The 17296-nt window shown below is 62.2% G+C and carries 18 protein-coding genes and 1 tRNA gene; 7 read left to right on the top strand and 12 right to left on the bottom strand.

What is annotated here, in order from left to right:
* Window positions 1-110: 110 nt before the first annotated feature.
* A complete protein-coding gene (locus tag NKH54_RS18795) occupies window positions 111-314 on the bottom strand; it encodes a hypothetical protein (protein WP_081731016.1) in 204 nt (67 codons plus the stop codon).
* A 161-nt stretch (window positions 315-475) separates the two neighbouring features.
* A complete protein-coding gene (locus tag NKH54_RS18790; RefSeq protein ID WP_023669379.1) occupies window positions 476-1090 on the bottom strand; it encodes a hypothetical protein in 615 nt (204 codons plus the stop codon).
* Between the two features lie 296 nt (window positions 1091-1386).
* Between NKH54_RS18790 and NKH54_RS18785 the strand changes: the two genes are divergently transcribed.
* On the top strand, window positions 1387-1668 hold the full coding sequence (locus NKH54_RS18785; RefSeq protein WP_023689492.1) for a helix-turn-helix domain-containing protein: 282 nt from the start codon (window positions 1387-1389) through the stop codon (window positions 1666-1668).
* A gap of 77 nt (window positions 1669-1745) precedes the next feature.
* Here the strand turns inward: NKH54_RS18785 and NKH54_RS18780 are convergent, their stop codons facing one another.
* The gene (locus tag NKH54_RS18780) at window positions 1746-2198 is read right to left on the bottom strand and encodes a cupin domain-containing protein (RefSeq protein ID WP_023730864.1); all 453 of its coding nucleotides are present in this window, start codon (window positions 2196-2198) and stop codon (window positions 1746-1748) included.
* 244 nt (window positions 2199-2442) lie between these two features.
* Here NKH54_RS18780 and NKH54_RS18775 point away from each other — a divergent pair, with 244 nt between their 5' ends.
* The 3 genes from NKH54_RS18775 to NKH54_RS32510 all read left to right on the top strand — a co-directional run bounded on the left by NKH54_RS18775 (window position 2443) and on the right by NKH54_RS32510 (window position 4357).
* A complete protein-coding gene (locus tag NKH54_RS18775) occupies window positions 2443-2901 on the top strand; it encodes a YbaK/EbsC family protein (protein ID WP_353028707.1) in 459 nt (152 codons plus the stop codon).
* A 95-nt stretch (window positions 2902-2996) separates the two neighbouring features.
* Complete coding sequence (locus NKH54_RS18770; RefSeq protein WP_353028706.1) at window positions 2997-3803, top strand: hypothetical protein; 807 nt, start codon at window positions 2997-2999, stop codon at window positions 3801-3803.
* Window positions 3800-4357: a CatB-related O-acetyltransferase gene (locus tag NKH54_RS32510; RefSeq protein ID WP_502907550.1), complete on the top strand. Its 558-nt coding sequence runs from the start codon at window positions 3800-3802 to the stop codon at window positions 4355-4357. The genes NKH54_RS18770 and NKH54_RS32510 overlap by 4 nt, the downstream gene beginning before the upstream one ends.
* Before the next feature lie 69 nt (window positions 4358-4426).
* Here NKH54_RS32510 and NKH54_RS18760 read toward each other — a convergent pair.
* Window positions 4427-4503: transfer RNA gene (locus NKH54_RS18760), tRNA-Pro, on the bottom strand.
* Window positions 4504-4589: 86 nt separating this feature from the next.
* Here NKH54_RS18760 and NKH54_RS18755 point away from each other — a divergent pair.
* On the top strand, window positions 4590-5630 hold the full coding sequence (locus NKH54_RS18755; protein ID WP_353028705.1) for a glycosyltransferase family 8 protein: 1041 nt from the start codon (window positions 4590-4592) through the stop codon (window positions 5628-5630).
* Between the two features lie 46 nt (window positions 5631-5676).
* Complete coding sequence (locus tag NKH54_RS18750) at window positions 5677-6642, top strand: glycosyltransferase family 8 protein (RefSeq protein ID WP_353028704.1); 966 nt, start codon at window positions 5677-5679, stop codon at window positions 6640-6642.
* Window positions 6643-6696: 54 nt separating this feature from the next.
* Here the strand turns inward: NKH54_RS18750 and NKH54_RS18745 are convergent, their stop codons facing one another.
* From NKH54_RS18745 to NKH54_RS18730, 4 genes are all read right to left on the bottom strand, one after another.
* The gene (locus NKH54_RS18745; RefSeq protein WP_353028703.1) at window positions 6697-7968 is read right to left on the bottom strand and encodes an O-antigen ligase family protein; all 1272 of its coding nucleotides are present in this window, start codon (window positions 7966-7968) and stop codon (window positions 6697-6699) included.
* Window positions 7965-9500 carry an undecaprenyl-phosphate glucose phosphotransferase gene (locus NKH54_RS18740; protein ID WP_023669388.1) on the bottom strand — a complete coding sequence of 512 codons (1536 nt, stop codon included), beginning with the start codon at window positions 9498-9500 and terminating at the stop codon, window positions 7965-7967. Before NKH54_RS18740 ends, NKH54_RS18745 begins: the two co-directional genes overlap by 4 nt.
* A gap of 85 nt (window positions 9501-9585) precedes the next feature.
* Window positions 9586-10716, bottom strand: a complete 1131-nt coding sequence (locus NKH54_RS18735) for a glycosyltransferase (RefSeq protein WP_023669389.1) — start codon at window positions 10714-10716, stop codon at window positions 9586-9588.
* Window positions 10717-10723: 7 nt separating this feature from the next.
* On the bottom strand, window positions 10724-11287 hold the full coding sequence (locus tag NKH54_RS18730; protein ID WP_023669390.1) for a polysaccharide biosynthesis/export family protein: 564 nt from the start codon (window positions 11285-11287) through the stop codon (window positions 10724-10726).
* A gap of 264 nt (window positions 11288-11551) precedes the next feature.
* Between NKH54_RS18730 and NKH54_RS18725 the strand changes: the two genes are divergently transcribed.
* Window positions 11552-13768, top strand: a complete 2217-nt coding sequence (locus tag NKH54_RS18725) for a GumC family protein (protein ID WP_353028702.1) — start codon at window positions 11552-11554, stop codon at window positions 13766-13768.
* Between the two features lie 97 nt (window positions 13769-13865).
* Here the strand turns inward: NKH54_RS18725 and NKH54_RS18720 are convergent, their stop codons facing one another.
* The 4 genes from NKH54_RS18720 to NKH54_RS18705 are packed head-to-tail and all read right to left on the bottom strand — an operon-like array spanning window position 13866 to window position 17188.
* The gene (locus NKH54_RS18720) at window positions 13866-14702 is read right to left on the bottom strand and encodes a GNAT family N-acetyltransferase (RefSeq protein WP_050594092.1); all 837 of its coding nucleotides are present in this window, start codon (window positions 14700-14702) and stop codon (window positions 13866-13868) included.
* A gap of 5 nt (window positions 14703-14707) precedes the next feature.
* Window positions 14708-15454 carry an aspartate/glutamate racemase family protein gene (locus tag NKH54_RS18715; RefSeq protein WP_023815644.1) on the bottom strand — a complete coding sequence of 249 codons (747 nt, stop codon included), beginning with the start codon at window positions 15452-15454 and terminating at the stop codon, window positions 14708-14710.
* Window positions 15455-15456: 2 nt separating this feature from the next.
* Window positions 15457-16275: an ABC transporter permease gene (locus NKH54_RS18710; protein WP_023669394.1), complete on the bottom strand. Its 819-nt coding sequence runs from the start codon at window positions 16273-16275 to the stop codon at window positions 15457-15459.
* A 1-nt stretch (window position 16276) separates the two neighbouring features.
* Window positions 16277-17188: an ABC transporter permease gene (locus tag NKH54_RS18705; RefSeq protein WP_023815643.1), complete on the bottom strand. Its 912-nt coding sequence runs from the start codon at window positions 17186-17188 to the stop codon at window positions 16277-16279.
* Between the last annotated feature and the right edge of the window lie 108 nt (window positions 17189-17296).

Raw genomic sequence — 17296 nt, 5'->3', positions numbered from 1 at the left:
CATCGAATCCTGCCTTCAGCTTTTCCACGTGTCGCCTGGCAAAAACCAACGGGAAGGCGGCCTTGGCGAGGACTCCAGGGCCAGCCTTCCCGTTGGGCAAGTCGGCCGTGTCAGGCCTTCTTGGCCTCCACCTTCTTGTGGTGGTGGTGGTGGTGGTGGTGATGGTGATGGCGGTGATGCTTGTTGTGATGATGATGATGGTGGTGATGCTTCTTGTGCAGCGGTGCTGCGTCGGCGCTGCTGGCGCCGATGAGCGGCAGAGAGACAGCCAGGGCAAAAGCCAGCCCGAGAGCCGACAGGAGGGACTTCTTCATGACTTCGTTTCCTTTTCTGCGCGGGCTGAATTTGGCCGTCACCGAGCAAGATCGGTGCCGGTGAACCCCGCAGTCATGACTATCGCCTCCGAACTTTTCGACAGTTTTTCCGGACTGTAGAATTTTGTTTCTGGATTGTGTCTGGCGGCTTCGTCGGCAACTTACATCGGCGGAATGACGCCGTTTGTGCCGACAACGACCCGGCCCGCGGTCAGCTTGCCGTCACTGCCGCGCTCGGCGTTGACGAACACCACAGCGCCAGGCTTGAGGTCGGCGGGCGTCGCCGGCGCGAAGGTCACCACCGGCGTCGTCTGCGGGATCGCGATCTGCTTTTTCTGGCCATTGTCGTAGGTCAGCGTCACCGTGCGACCTGCAATCTCGGTGACATCGGCGACCGTGCCGTTGGTCATCCGGCTGTTGGGCTCGAGATCCCACGGGCGGTCGCCTTCGCCGGCGCCCTTCAGCGCGGCCGGGAAGATCACCACCTCGAGCGCGCCGCTGCCGCCATCGGCCTTCGAAACAGAGGCAATGCCGAGGAAATCGCCTTGCTTGATATCCCCGGCATCCGCCTTGGCGACGCCGGAAATCTTCCACCCTTCAGCCAGCGCGATGGCGTCGGTAGCGCCTTCGCGGGTCTTCACCGTCAGCGTCGCTCCGGCAAAGGCGGTCACCGTGCCGCGAATGCGCACGGCCTCGGCGGCTTGCGCCGCGACCATGCTCGCGCCAGCGAGGCCTGAAATCGTGGCGAGCACGATGGCTGATGTCTTGAATGTCATGGATCTGATCCTCTTGGGAAAAGCTGGCCCGATGCGGCTGCCAGCAACATCAGGCTAACGCGCGAGCGGCGCAAAACCGCTGAACACTTCGGCCTGCGGCCCTTCAAAAGAACTTGATTGGGAGATCGGGGCGGAGATCCTATATGTGCCCTGGCGCCTGCGGTTTTGACGCCGGTTCACGATGCTGTGACGTTCGGTTTGGGCCTTGGCAAATCGCCGTCAAGCGGGCATTGTCCCGGCTCTCAGGCAACACCCTATCATTTGATCCAAAACTCTTTAGCCCCATGGAGTTGCCAATGCCCCAAACTGCAAAACACGAACCCTTCTCCAGGCTGGCGGCCGACGTTGCGCTCGAGCACCCCGGCCTCAAAGCCATCCGGGAGACAAAGGGATACAGTATTGAAGAGCTTTCCCTGACCTGCGGTCTGTCGACCAGCGAGATTGCCGACATAGAGAGCGGCAAGGACACCGATCCGACGAAACTTCGCCGGATCGCCGCAGCATTGCAATTGCCGGAAACGGCCCTGATCGATGCCCCGGCGCCCACGGCGCCTGTGGAAAACCGGTCCGTTTCATAAACAACGGCCAAGCGTCGTTCAACAAGCCCGCCATGGTTTGCCCTGGCGGGCTTGTTGCATTCGCCCAACGGCGAATGTCACTTCTTGCTCGGATCGTCCGCCGGGTTGACGTAGGTGATCGCGAACGGCCCCTCGCCATGAACCTGGACGATCGTAGCGCTTGTCGTCCAAGCGTAATGGTTCATTCCCTGTGGGGCTACGCCGAAGCCGCCGGCGGTCAGTTCGATGCCCTTGGTCTCGTCGAGCTTGTCGCCCATGCCGATATGAAAATTGCCGGAAATCACCGTCACATATTCCGAGGTGGGATGGTTGTGCGCGGCAATCCTGTAGCCGGCCGGCAGCTTCAACCGCAGCACGTAGATGCCATCCTTCGAGGGGTCCCCGGCGATGACAGCCATGTCCGCGCCGGCGGGCAAGACAGCAGGAGCAGGGCCCCATTTGATGGCGTCCGCGTTTATCGGCATGTCGTCGGCAAGCAGCGGCGCCGTCCCGATAAGCAGCAGCGCCAGAGCCGAGGCGAGCTTGAGCATGATGATCTCTCCGGTTGGTCGTGGGAGCACAGCATCAGCGCCGGCCCTGATCCATTGCGACCTACCAAGGCAGCAGCCCGAACACATCTCCCGCACGGGGGATGCGCCTTGCGTTGCTGACATGCGGCGCGACCCGCCTGGCCTGGTATCGCTGCAGCCGTCGAGGGGCGGGGAGGTTGCCGCCGACCGAGCGTGAAGCTATCCAGTGTGAACGCTAACCGTTTTCGAATGGGACAATGCCGAGATGAGCCTTGAATCCGTGCGCGCCTTCCTGGCTGCCCATGCGCCCGATGTCGAAGTGCTCGTCACCGAAGCGAGTTCCGCGACGGTGGCGCTGGCGGCTGAGGCGCATGGCGTGGAGCCGGCGCAGATCGCCAAGACCATCTGCCTGCGCGTCGGCGGTGAGACCATGCTGATCGTGGCCGGCGGCATGTCGAGGCTCGACAACCGCAAATTCAAGGACCGTCTCGGCGGCAAGCCGCGCATGCTTGACGCCGACGAGGTTGTCGCGATTACCAGCCATCCCGTCGGCGGCGTCTGCCCATTCGGCCTGCCGGCGCCGCTGCCGGTCTATTGCGACGTCTCGCTGCGCGCCTTCGATGAAGTCGTGCCCGCCGCCGGCGCCACCAACGCCGCTGTAAGGCTCAGCCCGCAGCGCATGGCACAGATTGTCGGCGCCGAATGGGTCGACGTCTGCCAGTAGCGAATCGTCGGCTGATTTCAGCAGGAGATTTCTGGGAGCAAAACGACTGCGAGCGCAGCTAGTAGAAGATTGAACGACCCGTTATACTTGGCGGAATGAACGACGTTTTTGGTTACATCGCCTATGGTGAGAACGAGCTTTACCATCGCGGCGCGCTACTCAGCGCCCTCAAGCTTTTGCACCATTGCCCGACCGCCAGAATAGTCGTCGCAACGGACAGGACTGACCTCTTTCGCGCTTATCCTGTTGAGACAATGCTCATAACGGCCGAACAGAAAGACCAGTGGTCTTTCGGCGGAAGCTACCATTTCGGTATCAAGGCCGGGGCTATGCGTGAGCTTTTGCAGCGAGCAGATCGGCTCCTTTTCATGGACACCGACATGTACCCGGTGGGTGACCCGTCGAAGGGCTTCCGCTCGATCTCTGCGACCCATTCCTCTATGCGCCTGTGCGAAGGGCCGCATCGCATCTATCAGAACGCGCTACCGGGCAAGAACATCAGCGTCGGCGGCCAGGTCCTGACCGGCCAAGAACCAATGTGGAACAGCGGCATCGTCGGGATCCACCGGCACAACCTCACAGCCATGGTGGACGCCTTCGCCGCCATCAAGGCCGTTCATGAGGTGACCGACACTTGGGCGCCCGAGCAGTTCTGCCTCGGGGTAGCCCTTTCTCAAAACGGCCGAACCATAAGCCCTCATAGCTTGCCGATCCGACACTACAATACCCGAGGCAAAAAGCAGTTCGCTGAGCCGCGTGTTCATGCGTTCTTTAACACGTACGGCATGGCGCCAGTCGGCCAGCAGGTTGCAAAGGCCAGTCGATATCGTCTATGGCGGACTCCCGCGGATCTCTTGCTCCAGAAGCTTAAGAGGTCACTGCGACGGGGTGGCTGCGCATGAGGAATCTGTTTCGATCCAAGCTGCCCCCAAGCGTGACCGTTGGACGTCACACCTATGGGGTGAGCCGGAAGAAGGTGCTTGGAGCGTCTGCCGCTACTCCGTTGGCCCTTGGGGCGTTCTGTTCGGTCGCCGGCAACGTGAGCTTTGAATGTTCCGGGGGAAGCCACGTGCCTTGGGCTGCAACCACTTTTCCGATCCACAGCCGCATGATGGACACGACCGATCTCAATGCGCACGGCGGCAAACCCGTCGGCATTACCATCGCCAATGATGTCTGGATCGGCCGCCAAGCGCTGATCATGCCAGGCGTCCACATCGCGGATGGCGCTATCGTTGCGGCCGGCGCCATTGTCACCAGGGATGTGCCGCCATACGCGATCGTCGGCGGGGTCCCGGCCAAGCTTATCCGGTATCGCTTTTCACAGGATGTTATTGCGAAATTGCTGGCGATCCGGTGGTGGGAATGGAGCGACGAGAAGATCAAGCGGGAGGCTGCTTTTCTTACAGGTCCCATCGAACTCTTTATCGAGCGGCACGCCAGCATGACGGCTTAAGAATGCATCTTGTTTGCGGGAAATCGAAAAGACGGTAGCCACCTTGGGGGAAGCGGCCAACTATTTGTTTGGTCGGAGTGGCCGGATTCGAACCGACGACCCCTTGACCCCCAGTCAAGTGCGCTACCGGGCTGCGCTACACTCCGGACCGCGCAAAGCCATATATTTTCAAGGGGTATGGTGCAAGCGCTAAAACGGCGCGCCGGACCTGAAAGTCGCCAGGCATTCGGCCTTGTCGCCGCAACGCCAAGGCGATATGGCTCGGGCCATAAGGCTCGCCCAATATCGATACGAAGGATTGCGTGTGGCAAATTCCTGTTTTTTTCTGGCGGCCGACGCCAACTATTTTCCGTATGCATGCTTGGCGGCGCGCAGAATTCTGGATGTTTCAGGAGACGCAACGCCAGGCTTCATCCTGCATGTCGGCGCACGTGATGCCGATATGCGTGTTGCTGAACGCCTGCTCAAGAACCGTCTTCGCATAATGGACGTTTCGGCGCTGTTTGCCCAGGCTGGCTACACTTTCCGGCCAAGCAATGTCGGCACTTTTGTTCGGCTCTTCGCCGACCAACTGCCTCAGTTCGCGGACTATGACCGCATCGCCCATGTCGATTGCGATGTTCTGTTCAATCGAGATATCGCCGACCTGGTGGGCCAGACACTTCATGCTCCGGTGTTGGCCGCTCACGACGATTACATGTATTTCCGCCCGGGCTATCGGAACAAACTGTCGATGCAGCCGGGGGCGCCTTATTTCAACGCCGGGATCATCGTCTTCAACATGCCGCCGGTGCGTCAACAGGGACTTTTGCACCGCGCCAGGGATGTCGCCGTTGCCGGGCAGATGAACGATCAGAACGCGCTGAACATCGTCTTCGAGGGCAAGTGGCAGACGATGCACCCGAACTGGAATTTGATGTCCAACGATACGAAGGAATTCCGCTTCGCCCAAGCCTATGCGCGGCATTTCGCCGGCGGCAAGCCCTGGGGAAGCCATGTCGACGTGGAACTCGAGGCGCTTGCCGTCTGGCGCGATCTGGCAAGGGATACGCCATGGCTTGAGCCCTTCCGGCAGCGTATTCCCTTCGAGCGGGGCGTCATGAGGCGGTTCGCCCGCAGGTTCGACGGTATCATGGGGATGTTGCCGAACAACGATCGGTATCGGCGGCGCGCACGGTACGACGGCAGCAAGGTGCATAAGATATATGCCGAGCATGCTGACGCCGGGGCGATGGCTGTGCAGTTTCCGGAAGTACTCGGTGGTTTCGCTTGAGATATTCGCGACTTTGATCGTAAGGCAAGGACGGGAGAATTAGACTGTGTCGCAAAAGCCATGCTTCTTTTTCGCCGCCGATCAAAGGTATTTTCCGTACACCTGCTTGGCGGCGCGCCGTGTGTTGGATTTGTCCGGCGCCGTCGACGGCTTTATTTTGCACACCGGCGTCATTCCCAGTGACGACCGGTCTGCCGGTGAGCGTTTGCTCGACGCGAGGATCGGCATCATCGACGTGACGAAATTCATGGAGGCCACGAACTTCAACCGTGGAACGCATCCCACCCTTGCGACCTACATCAGGCTGTTTGCCGATCAATTGCCTGAATTCGAGCCATACGACCGCATCGCCTATTCAGACGCCGACGTGCTTTTCAACCGATCGATAGCCGATCTCTGCAAGACCCCGCTCAATGCACCGTTGCTGGCCGCTCACGACGAGCAGAGTTACTTCGATGCAAAGTACAGGCAACATCTGCCGATGCAGCCTGGAGCGCCGAAATTCAACGCCGGCGTTCTTCTCTTCAACATGCCCCTGCTCAGGGCTGAGGGGCTTCTGGAGCGTACGCGGCAGCTGGCGTCCGAGCATGTCTACGGAATGGATCAGGGCGCATTGAACGTGGCCTTCGAAGGCCGATGGCAGACGATGCACCCGTTCTGGAACGTGATGACCAACTACAGCAGCCAGATCCCTTTCAGCAGGTGTTATGCGCGGCACTTCGCGTGGGGCAAACCTTGGGAGCCTCGGCCAGTCGGTGTCGAGGTCGACGCCATGGCGGTCTATCGCGACCTGGCGAAAGGCACCCCCTGGGCCGGACGCTTCAGCCGCAGTTGGCCGGTCAAGAGAGGGTTGATGAAGAATTTTGGCCGCAAGTTCGATGCCATCAGCGGCATCTTGTTGAACGACGAGAGCGCAAACGCAGGGCGAGATTCGACGCCGAAAAGGTCAGCGCCATCTTCGCCGATCACGCCGACAAGTCGATGCTGGCAGTTCAGTATCCCGAGCGGGTGACCGGTATCGCGAGATAGACGAAATCGTCGGTCGCAATTCGTCCCAAGGGCGAAGTCATCCGAACTCGGCGGCTTTCCCATCCGTTCGGATTGCCGCCACCGCCCGCAACCCGCGCTGATGCCTGTATTCCAGCGCGATCGCGCCCCAGATCAGGCCGAGCAGCAGGTAGACATGGCGCCAGTGGTCGATGTCGATGAAGGTGCCGAGCCCGATATTGCCGATGAAAGCGACGTAGGCGCAGAGCAGATAGGGCTGCCATGGCCGGTCGCGCAAAAGGATGCGGAAGCCGGCCGCGATCGTCCACAGCGTCAGCGACAGGAACGAGACGAAGCCGAGCCAGCCATAATCCATCAGCGTCTTCAGCCAGATGTCGTGCGTGTCTTCGCCGAAAATGGTGCCGAACACCAGCGGGCCGATGCCGAGCGGATGTTCGAGCGCCATCTCGAAGCCGATCGTGTAGCGGGCAAAGCGGCCAAGGCGCGCCGTGTCGTAGCTCTGTTCCAGCTGGGCGCGGCTGGAAAACATCTCGCCGACGCCGGGCAGCTGCAGGATGACGATCATGGCGACCACCAGCAGGGTGACGGCGGCAATGGTCATGACGATGACGCGCAGCCGGAACTTGCCGCTGTTGCTTTGCAGGAACAGGGCGCCGGTGAGCAGGATGGCCGAGACGGCGAACATGCCCCAGGCGCCGCGCGAGAACGAAAAGAAGATGCCCGCGGTGATGATCAGCAGCGGCACCGCCAGAAGCGGCATGCGCGCGATCGAGCCGGTCAACAGGAGATAGAGCAGATAGATGCCGGGCAGCACCAGGAACGGCCCGAACACGTTCGGATCCTGGAAGGCGCCCTGGGCGCGGTCGTATCTGGTGAAGATTTCAGCGCCCGGGAAAGCGTGGAAATAGCCGGCGATGCCGAGCAGCGAGGTCACCACCGCGGAGACGACATAGGCGATGAAGATCAGCCGGTAGAGGCCGGGCTGCACCGCCGTCACCGACGAGAAGAACACCGCGGTGAACGCGAGAAACAGCGAGACGGCGAGATAGAGCGGTGTGTTGGCGAGATCGGCCATCTGCGTCATGGCAATCATGCCGCCGATGTTCATCGTGATCAGCAGCACGAGCAGCGGCACGGCGGCGCGCGATATGCGCAGGCCAAACAGCACCCACACCCCGATCAGCCCGAGCATGAAAAGATCGTAGGGCGCCGGTTCGTCGATGACGAAGCCTGACAGGAAGACGCCGAAAAACACCGCGCCGGAGGATATCAGCCCGATCAGCTTGGCATTGACCGCAGCCTGCGGCACATCATGGGAAATCGCGCTCAATAGGCGTTTTCCGTGTTGAGCAGCCGCAGCGGCGTCATGAGCAGGATGCGCAGATCGAACAGCATCGACCAGTTCTCGATGTAATAGAGGTCGTATTCCGTGCGCATGCGGATCTTCTCATTGGTGTCCATCTCGCCGCGCCAGCCATTGATCTGCGCCCAGCCGGTAACGCCGGGCTTGACCTTGTGCCGGGCGAAATAGCCGTCGACCACCTCATTGTAGAGAAGGTTGTGCGACTGCGCGGCAATCGCATGCGGGCGCGGACCGACCAGTGACAGCGTGCCGAACAGCGAGTTGAAGAACTGCGGCAGCTCGTCGATCGAGCTCTTGCGGATGAAGCGGCCGACGCGGGTGACGCGCGGATCGTTCTTGGTCACCGTCTGCTTGGCGGTCGGGTCGGAGCGGTCGGTATACATGGAGCGGAATTTGTAGACTTCGACGATCTCATTGTTGAAGCCGTGCCGCTTCTGCTTGAACAGCACCGGACCCTTGCTGTCGAGCTTGATGGCGATGGCAGTCGCCAGCATCACCGGTGAAAACAGGATGATGCCGATCAGCGAGAAGACGATGTCGAAGGCGCGCTTGGCGACCGAATCCCAGTCGTTGATCGGCCTGTCGAAGATGTCGAGCATCGGCACCGAGCCGATGTAGGAATAGGCGCGCGGGCGAAACTGCAGCGCGTTGGAATGCGCCGAGAGCCGGATGTCGACCGGCAGCACCCACAGCTTCTTCAGCAGTTGCAGCACGCGCGTTTCGGCAGTCAGCGGCAGCGACACGATCAGCATGTCGATGCGCGCGATGCGGGCGAATTCCATCAGCTCCGAAATGGTGCCGAGCTTGGGATAGCCGGCCACGATCGGCGGCGAGCGCTTGTCGCCGCGGTCATCGAAGATGCCGCAGATACGGATGTCGTTGTCTGGCTGCTTCTCGACCGAGCGGATCAGCATCTCGGCCGCCTTGCCGCCGCCGACGATGACGGCGCGGCGTTCCATGCGGCCGTTGCGCGCCCAGCGCCGGATCAGCTTCGACATCACCAGCCTGAGGCCGAACAGCAGAAGCAGGCCGACGACAAACCAGGTGCCGAACAGCAGACGCGAATAATCCTCCGACATTTTCATGATGAAGGCCGTCAGCGCCATCAGCGCGAAGGTGCCGGCCCAGACCATCAGCACGCGGCCGAGATTGGAGATCGGTCGCATCAAGGCGGAGATCTGGTAGCAATCGCTGACGTCGAGCAGCACCACGGCCACGAATGACGCCGCGGCAATGGTCAGCGGATATTGCCAGGCGAGATAGTTGAAGAAGCCGACAAAGTGGAAGTAGAGCGCGAGCCCCGACAGGAACAGCAAGCCGAATTCGCCTATGCGCAATACGCCGCTGACCATGACCGGCGACATCGTATCGCGCCGGTATTGCGAGGCGACCTGGCGGGCAACACTGTTCATGCCGCCGGGCGTGGGGCTCTCGGCAGGACTGTCGAATTTGCGCACCGCATCGGCCGAAAAGCGGCGCGTGGGGTCGGTCTCGTTCATCGGGTTTCCCACAAGCTTCCGCGATGACGATAGCAGAAAGAGAGCTAAAAAAACCTTGAGACAACTTGTGGTTTTGGAGGGTCGTCTATCTGTTAAGCGCGGCGAAATAGGCCTTTTCGATTTCGGCGGCCATCACATCGGCGCCGAATCGCGCCTTGAGGCTGGCCGTATCGGGCATGACGCGCCGGTAGGCGTCGAGATCGCGCAGCGCTTCACCCACCTTGTCGCCGAGTTGGCGCGGATCGGGACGGATCAGGGCAGGGGATCCCTCACCGAAGATTTCGGGAATGCCGCCGACGGCCGTGGCGATCATCGGCCTGCCGGCCGCTAGCGTCTCCAGAACGATATAGGGCATGGCTTCCGCGCGGGAGGGGACGACGACCAGATCGGCCAGCGAAAATGCCTCCCTGGCTGGCATAGGCGGCAAGAAGCGGACCTGTTTTTCGAGGCCCAGCCGTTTCACCTGCGCATGGTAGCGCGGCAGGTCGTCGCCATCGCCGACCATGACCGCGGTCAAGCGGCGCTCAAGCTGGGACCCGGCCAGCACCAGCGCCTCGATGAAAATGTCAGGCCCTTTGAGGTCGCGCATCATGCCGATGTAGAGCAGGTCGGCTGCGTCGGGCTGTGCGACCACCGGTTCGAACTCGGCGGCGCGCAGGCCGTTATAGACCAGCGTGTTCGGGATAGGCGGTTCGCCGACCTTCTTGCGATAGGTGCGCCGCTCATAGTCGGAGACGAACAGCAGGCAGTCGGTGAAGCGCGCCATGAAGCGCTCGAGCGCGAAGAACAGCTTCCCGGTCGTCGTCGTTTCGTCATAGTGGAGGGAGCCGCCATGCGGCGAATAGAGGCGGGCTACGCGAGACCTAGATACCCGCAACAATGAGCCGAACAGACGGGCATAGGCGCCACCTTTGGCGCCGTGCCCGTGCAACACGTCCGGCCGCAATTCCTTGATGATTCGATAGGTACGCCAGGCCGAGGCGAAGTCGCCCGGCCCGACATGGCGCTGCATCGGCGTGCGATGGATGCCGAGCGCCAGGCTGTCCTTCATCTGGTCGAACAGGCGTTCCTCGTATTCGCCGCCGGTGGTCGAATCGCAGACGATGCCGACAACATGTCCGGCGGCGAGCTGGGCCTCCGTCAGGTCGCGCACATGCCGGAAGATCCCGCCGACGGGTGAGCGAAAGCAGTGGACGATCCTGAGCTGGTCCGCCACGTTGATGTCAGAACAGGCGTTCGCGAACGTAGACCGTGTCGCCCGGCAGCAGCGGATCGGAGGTAACCACCCGGCCTGTCATCACCTTGCCGTTGATGTCGCGGGTGATGTCGACGCTTTCCTGGTTGGCGCGCGGCGAGAAACCGCCGGCAATCGCGATGGCCTTCTGCACGGTGAGGCCCGGCACGTAGGAATACTGGCCGGCGGCGCCCACTTCGCCCATGACGAAGATCGGCCGGTAGCGATCGATCTCGACCGACACGTCGGGGTCGCGCAGATAGCCTTGGCGCAGTTTGTCGGCGAGCGCTTTTTCCAGCTGCTGGGCCGTGTGGCCGCGCGCCGGCACCGCGCCGACCAGCGGGAAGGACATGTAGCCGGACTGATCGACACTGTAGGTGTTGGTCAGACCGTCCTGTTCGAACACGGTGACGCGGACACGGTCGCCGGCGCCGAGCCGATAGGGCTGGTCGAGTACCTCGTGGAAGGCCGCCGGCGTCGGCCGGTAGCTGGAGCAGCCGGCGAGCATCGACACGGCCAGCAGAGCGCGAAACAGACCAGCAGCGCTTTTCATGATCGGACACACACCTTCGTCGCTATGGCCGCCAGGACACGGCGGCAAACCTTAAGGATCTGGGTTCGTTATCATCCTGTTAGGGTTAATGGCCGGTAAAGGGACGCGGCCGATTTGGCGGCAATCGACAAAAAGCCGTATAGTTTTGCTGGCTTTGTTTACCGGATGTCAGCAAACCCTAACAGCTGCTTACCGCGATCTTAACGGCTGAGTTACCATAGTTGTTTACGCTACCATCTAGCCTCATGTCCGGAGCAGGAATGCATGTCCGACCAGTCCGCGGCCGCAGATGTCGATGTCGACCTGAGACAGCTCTTCGCCAGCCTGGCGCGGAACTGGCTGCGCATTCTTGTGATCACGCTTCTCGTCACTGGTCTCGCCTTCGCGTTCGCGTGGCTTGCCACGCCGCATTATAAGGCCACGACGCAGCTGAAAATCCAGTTGAGCGAATCGGCCTATACGCGGCCTGCCGGCACCAATGAAGACGACAAACCTGTGCTCGATGCGGAAGGTGTAGCAACCGAGGTTCAGGTCATTTCCTCGTCCGACATTCTCAAGCAGGTGGCTGCCGACCTTAAGCTGGGCGACAAGCCCGAGTTCAACTATGCGCTCGGCATGTCGCCGGTCACCCGGCTCCTGGTCATTGCCGGGCTGAAGAGCGATCCGGAAGAAATTCCGCTCGAAGAGCGCGTGCTGACGAAGATGCGCGACAAGCTCAATGTTTATGGCGTGGAAAAGACCCGCGTCATCGCCGTCGAATTTTCCTCTGAAGATCCCCAGCTTGCCGCCGACATTCCGAACGCCATTGCCAAGGCCTACCTGGCCTACCAGGCGGATGCCAAGACCAAGTCGAACGCCGCCGCGACCGCCTTCCTCGGGCCGGAAATCGACGATCTGCAGAAGCAGGTCAGGGATGCAGAGGCCAAGGTCGCGGCCTTCCGCTCCGCCCAGTCGGACCTGTTGATGGCTGGCAACAATTCGGTGCTGGCGACGCAGCAATTGTCCGAGCTATCGACCGAACTGTCGCGTGTGCGCGCCAGCCGCGCCTCGGCCGAGGCGACGGCCGAAAGGGTGCGCCAGGCCCTGCAGAATGGCGGTTCGCTGGACGCTGTACCCGAAGTGCTGTCTTCCGATCTGATCCAGCGGCTGCGCGAGCGTCAGATCGAGCTCAGAACCAACATCGCCGATCTTTCCACCACTTTGCTCGACAACCATCCGCGCCTGCGGGCGATGAGGTCGCAGCTAGCCGATCTCGACGGTCAGATCCGCAACGAGGCGCAAAAGATCATGCGCGGGTTGCTGACGCAGGCGCAGACCGCCCAGGCGCGCGAAAACCAGCTGATATCGGACGTCAACAAGCTGAAAGCGGCGTCGTCGCGCGCCGGCGAGGAGCAAGTCCAGCTGGATGCGCTGCAGCGTGAGGCGAACGTCCGGCGCCAGCAGCTTGAATCCTATATGGCGAGCTTCCGCGAAGTGTCCTCGCGCAAAAACTATCTGCCGGTCGATGCCAGCGTGTTTTCCGAGGCGCGCGTGCCGTCGGAACCCTATTTCCCCAAGCTCGTGCCGATCGTCGGCGCCGCCTTCGTCGGCTCGCTGGTTCTGATGTCGGTCATCACGCTGCTGCAGGAGCTGTTTTCGGGCCGCGCCATGCGTCCGGCCCCAGGGGCGCGCTTCGAGCGTATCGAGCAGGTTGCGATGCCGGCAATGTCGGCGCCGGTAGTCGACCCGGAACCGGCTCCTGAGGTCGTGGAAGTGGACGATCAGCCGACGACCGTGGAGTCTGAACTGGCGCCAAAGCCCGAGCCGGCTCCTGCAGTGCAGGAGGACGCAGCGATCGCCGGTTCCGAACCGCAAGCCGAACCTGAACCTGTCCGCTCCAGCCTTGGCGAGATCGATGTCGAGAAGGCGGCGGAGAAGCTGATCGCCAGCGGTGCTGCGCGCGCCATCTTCGTCTCGCCCGAAGGCGATGAGGCCGCGGCCTCGGCAGTGCTGGTAGCGCGCGAAGTCTCCGACGCCGGCCTGCGCGTGTTGCTGCTCGACCTGACCGCATCGGGCGCGGCGTCGCGGCCGATGCTGGACAGCGGACTTTTCCCCGGCATCACCAATCTGCTCGCTTCCGAGGCGCAGTTCAGCGACGTCATTCACGCCGACCTCTATTCCGACTGCCATGTCGTTCCCGTCGGCACCGCCGATCCGGTTCGCGCCATGCGCGCCGCCGACCGGCTGCCGATCATCATGCAGTCGCTGACCACCGCCTATGATCTGGTCATCGTCGAATGCGGACCGGCCGATGCGCAAGGCATCAGCCGACTGGTCGGCGACAGCACCGAGGTCTTCATGTCCATGCTGCAGGCGGACGATGAGGTGGCGCAGGCCGCCGTCGAGCTGATCGAAAGCGGCTATCCCGACCTCACTCTGGTGACGCCGATCGGCCACGAGACGCCGGGTAACCCCGTGCCGGGACGACGTAGCGCCGCCTGAGACATCAGACAATTCAACTTAGGCGGCGCTACTACGGATCGGCTCGTCCATCGCCGCCGGCTCCCGAAAAACCAAGCCTGTCAGTCGGCGCCGGGATCTACCCCAACTCCAGGGTCGTCACGCCAAATATTCGGCGCGAGTCGACCTTCGGAGGCGGGCCCTTGTACATGCGCGTGGTGGTGAAGGTCGGCCTGAAACCAATCGCTGCAAGCGCCTTGGTGAAATCGAAATTTTCGGCAGGAACGTCGATATGCAGGTCGCCACCTTCGCATGCGGCAGCCAGACTGCCCATGAGCTGCATCGCCGTCTCGGTGTCGTGGGCAAACAGCGGGCCGATCTTGTAACCCGAACGGCAGGGACGAGCCACGGCGTAGCCTATGGTGCCGAGTGAACTGATCGCGGCGAACCCGCAATGCGGCGGCTGCGCCCAGCGGTGCAGGAAGGCTCGTCGAGGCGCGGGGAAACAGCGGGCGTCATAGGCGATGATGTCGGGCACGAGTTGCGTGGTTATCATGCGCACCCCTTCGCTTCGGACGGGCGGGGTCGCGATACGGCCGCTGAAGCGGATGGTTTCGTATGCCGAGTTAAAACCGGTGCGGCGATAATTCGCCAGCTGCGCGGCGACGCCGTCGAGGCCGACCGTTCGGCCGGCCAGCCTGGCCATGCCCGCATTCCAGACTGCTTTGCCATGGCCTTTGCCGCGCATGTCTGGTCGGCAGATGTAGAGACCGATGAAACCGAAATTGCCGCCATAGGCGACAGCCGAGATGGCGGCGGTCATCTCGTTGTCGACAAAAGCGCCGATGAACCCTTCAGGATCGGTTGGCCGGAACGCGGCGGCATCGTCAAGGCCAGGGTTCCAGCCTTCAGCCGCCGCCCAGTCGATGAGAACGGTCAGTTCCGGCGGAGACAATGCGCGGACGGTAGGCTTCATAGCGTTCACTCCGCGGCGATCACCCCCGGCGAGAAGGATTTCAGCACGCCGCGATAGGGCTTGGCCAGCGGACTGGCATAGGCGCCGCGCTTCGAGGTCGACAGGCCCAATGCGATCAGCGCCTCGGCCTGTTTGAGGGCGGCGCCGACGCCGTCGATGACGGGCAGGTCGAACTCTTGCTGCAACCGGTGTGCCAGGTCGGCCATGCCGGCGCAGCCGAGCACGATGGCCTCGGCGCGGTCTTCCGCTATGGCGCGGGCGATCTCGGCGCGCAGTTTCTCGACAGCGCCGGAAGCAGCGTCTTCAAGCGAGAGTACGGGAATGTCGGCGGCGCGCACGCGCGCGCGCCCGGCCATGCCGTAGCGCTGCACCAGCCCCTCGACAGGGACACGCGAGCGTTCGGTGGTCGTCACCACTGTGAAGCGCTGGGCAATGTAGGAGGCGACACCGAGTGCGGCCTCGCAGATGCCGATGACCGGAATGGAGGCCATGGCGCGTGCCGCATCCAGGCCGGTATCGTCGAAGCAGGCGATGATGGCGGCCTGAGCCCCGGCACGTTCGCCGGCGGCGATCTCCATCAAGAGGCCGGGCACGGCCAATGCCTCGTCATAATAGCCCTCGATCGAGGCCGGGCCCATCGAGGAGGTGACCGCGATCACCTCGGTCCCGGCGCCGGCAACGCCGCGCGCCGCCGCCGCGATCGTCTCGGTCATGCTCGCCGTTGTGTTGGGGTTCACCACCAGTATCTGCACAATCAAACCCTGGCCCGCCTGCGGCCAACATAGAGGATGGCGCCCAGTGTGGCCAGGATCACCAGGAAGGAGAACACGGTGGTCACCGTGCCCAGCGCGTAGAGCACCGGCGTCGTGACATTGGTGGTCATGCCGTAGATCTCGAGCGGCAGCGTGTTGAAGGTGCCCGACGTCATCAGCGTGCGGGCGAACTCGTCATAGGACAGCGTGAAGCCGAACAGGCCGACGCCGATCAGGCTCGGCGCGATCATCGGCAGCACGACATGGGCGAAGGTCTGCCAGGAGTTGGCGCCCAGGTCACGCGCGGCTTCCTCATAGGCGGGCGAGAAGCGGTTGAAGACGGCGAACATGATGAGCACGCCGAAGGGCAAGGTCCAGGTCAGGTGCGCGCCGAAGGCGGACGTGTACCAGGCCGGGCGGAAGCCGACCTGCTGGAAAACGACGCCGATGCCGAGCGAAATGATGATCGAGGGCACTACGAGGCTGGCGACCGCCAGGTAGAACAAAGCGGTGGCGCCACGAAATTTTTGCCGGAAAGCGAGCCCTGCCAGCAGCGACACGACGACGGTGACGATCATCACCATGAGGCCGAGCACGAGCGAGCGCTTGAAGCTGCCGCCGAAATCGCCGACCGCCTGGCGCTCGAACAGATTGGCGAACCAGTGCAGCGACACGCCATTGAGCGGGAAGGTGAGGCCGCCGGTCTCGCCTTGGAAAGAAAGGATCAGGATCGCCGACAGCGGGCCGTAGAGGAACAGCACGAACAGAGTGAAGAAGACCGCAAGCACATAGAATTCGAGGGTGCGTTTTTCGTGGCTCACCTCAAAGCTCCTTGCGGATGTCGACGATGCGCAGGATGCCCGCGACCATCAACAGTACCAACACCAGCAACACTACGGCATTGGCGGCGGCTGCGGGATACTGCAGCAGCGACATCTGGTTCTTCATCATCAGTGCGACCGACGCGCTCTGGCCGCCCGACATCACCTGCACGGTGGAGAAATCGGCCATCACCAGCGTGACGACGAAGATGGTGCCGATCGCCATGCCGGGCTTGGCCAGCGGGATGACGACGTTCCACAAGACCTGCCAGGCGGACGCGCCGGCATCGCGCGCGGCCTCGACCAGCGAGCGGTCGATGCGCATCAGCGTGTTGAAGATCGGCGTTACCATGAACAGCGTGTAGAGATGCACCATGGCCAGCACCACGGCGAATTCCGAATAGAGCAGCCATTCGATGGGTTTTGGCACCAGCCCCACTTGCACCAGCGTCGAGTTGATCAACCCGTTGCGGCCCAGCACCGGGATCCACGAGATCATGCGGATGATGTTGGAGGTCAGGAACGGCACGGTGCAGACAAGGAACAGCACCATCTGCATGGCCGTGGTGCGGATATGGAAGGCGAGGAAATAGGCCACCCAGAAGCCGATGAACAAGGTCAGCGCCCAGACGATGGCAGCGAATTTGATGGTGTTGAGATAGGTCTTCCAGGTGACCCACGATCCCAGCACGTCGGAATAGTTCGTCGTCAGGAAATCCGGATACATGGCGGCGAAGTCATAATCCCAGAAGGAGACGACGACGATCATGATGATTGGCAAGAGCAGGAACGCACCGAGGATGAGCGCCAGCGGCGCCGATTGGAGGTAGGGCGTGACGGCACTGATGGAGAAGCGCCGGCGTCTGGCGGGCTTGGCTGCTGCGATGGCGGGGCGTTCGAGCGCGACTGTCATTGGGAAAATCCTCCGCGTGATCGCGATGACTTGCGATCCTTCGCGCCCCCCTCTGTCCTGCCGGACATCTCCCCCACGAGGGGGGAGATCGAACTCTCATAACGGCCT

It is taken from the genome of Mesorhizobium sp. M1004 (genome assembly GCF_040318795.1).
In the GTDB taxonomy this organism is placed as follows: domain Bacteria; phylum Pseudomonadota; class Alphaproteobacteria; order Rhizobiales; family Rhizobiaceae; genus Mesorhizobium.
Note: the sequence above shows the minus strand (reverse complement) of the source record. Positions and strands in the feature narration are given on the sequence as shown.

What these genes read in the sequence shown, in the direction of transcription:
- NKH54_RS18770 (WP_353028706.1), top strand. Translation starts at nt 2,997, where the DNA reads ATGAACGACGTTTTTGGTTACATCGCCTATGGTGAGAACGAGCTTTAC.
- NKH54_RS18775 (WP_353028707.1), top strand. Translation starts at nt 2,443, where the DNA reads ATGAGCCTTGAATCCGTGCGCGCCTTCCTGGCTGCCCATGCGCCCGAT.
- NKH54_RS18720 (WP_050594092.1), bottom strand. Translation starts at nt 14,702, where the DNA reads ATGAAGCCTACCGTCCGCGCATTGTCTCCGCCGGAACTGACCGTTCTC.
- NKH54_RS18740 (WP_023669388.1), bottom strand. Translation starts at nt 9,500, where the DNA reads ATGAACGAGACCGACCCCACGCGCCGCTTTTCGGCCGATGCGGTGCGC.
- NKH54_RS18785 (WP_023689492.1), top strand. Translation starts at nt 1,387, where the DNA reads ATGCCCCAAACTGCAAAACACGAACCCTTCTCCAGGCTGGCGGCCGAC.
- NKH54_RS32510 (WP_502907550.1), top strand. Translation starts at nt 3,800, where the DNA reads ATGAGGAATCTGTTTCGATCCAAGCTGCCCCCAAGCGTGACCGTTGGA.
- NKH54_RS18725 (WP_353028702.1), top strand. Translation starts at nt 11,552, where the DNA reads ATGTCCGACCAGTCCGCGGCCGCAGATGTCGATGTCGACCTGAGACAG.
- NKH54_RS18790 (WP_023669379.1), bottom strand. Translation starts at nt 1,090, where the DNA reads ATGACATTCAAGACATCAGCCATCGTGCTCGCCACGATTTCAGGCCTC.
- NKH54_RS18730 (WP_023669390.1), bottom strand. Translation starts at nt 11,287, where the DNA reads ATGAAAAGCGCTGCTGGTCTGTTTCGCGCTCTGCTGGCCGTGTCGATG.
- NKH54_RS18795 (WP_081731016.1), bottom strand. Translation starts at nt 314, where the DNA reads ATGAAGAAGTCCCTCCTGTCGGCTCTCGGGCTGGCTTTTGCCCTGGCT.
- NKH54_RS18780 (WP_023730864.1), bottom strand. Translation starts at nt 2,198, where the DNA reads ATGCTCAAGCTCGCCTCGGCTCTGGCGCTGCTGCTTATCGGGACGGCG.
- NKH54_RS18705 (WP_023815643.1), bottom strand. Translation starts at nt 17,188, where the DNA reads ATGACAGTCGCGCTCGAACGCCCCGCCATCGCAGCAGCCAAGCCCGCC.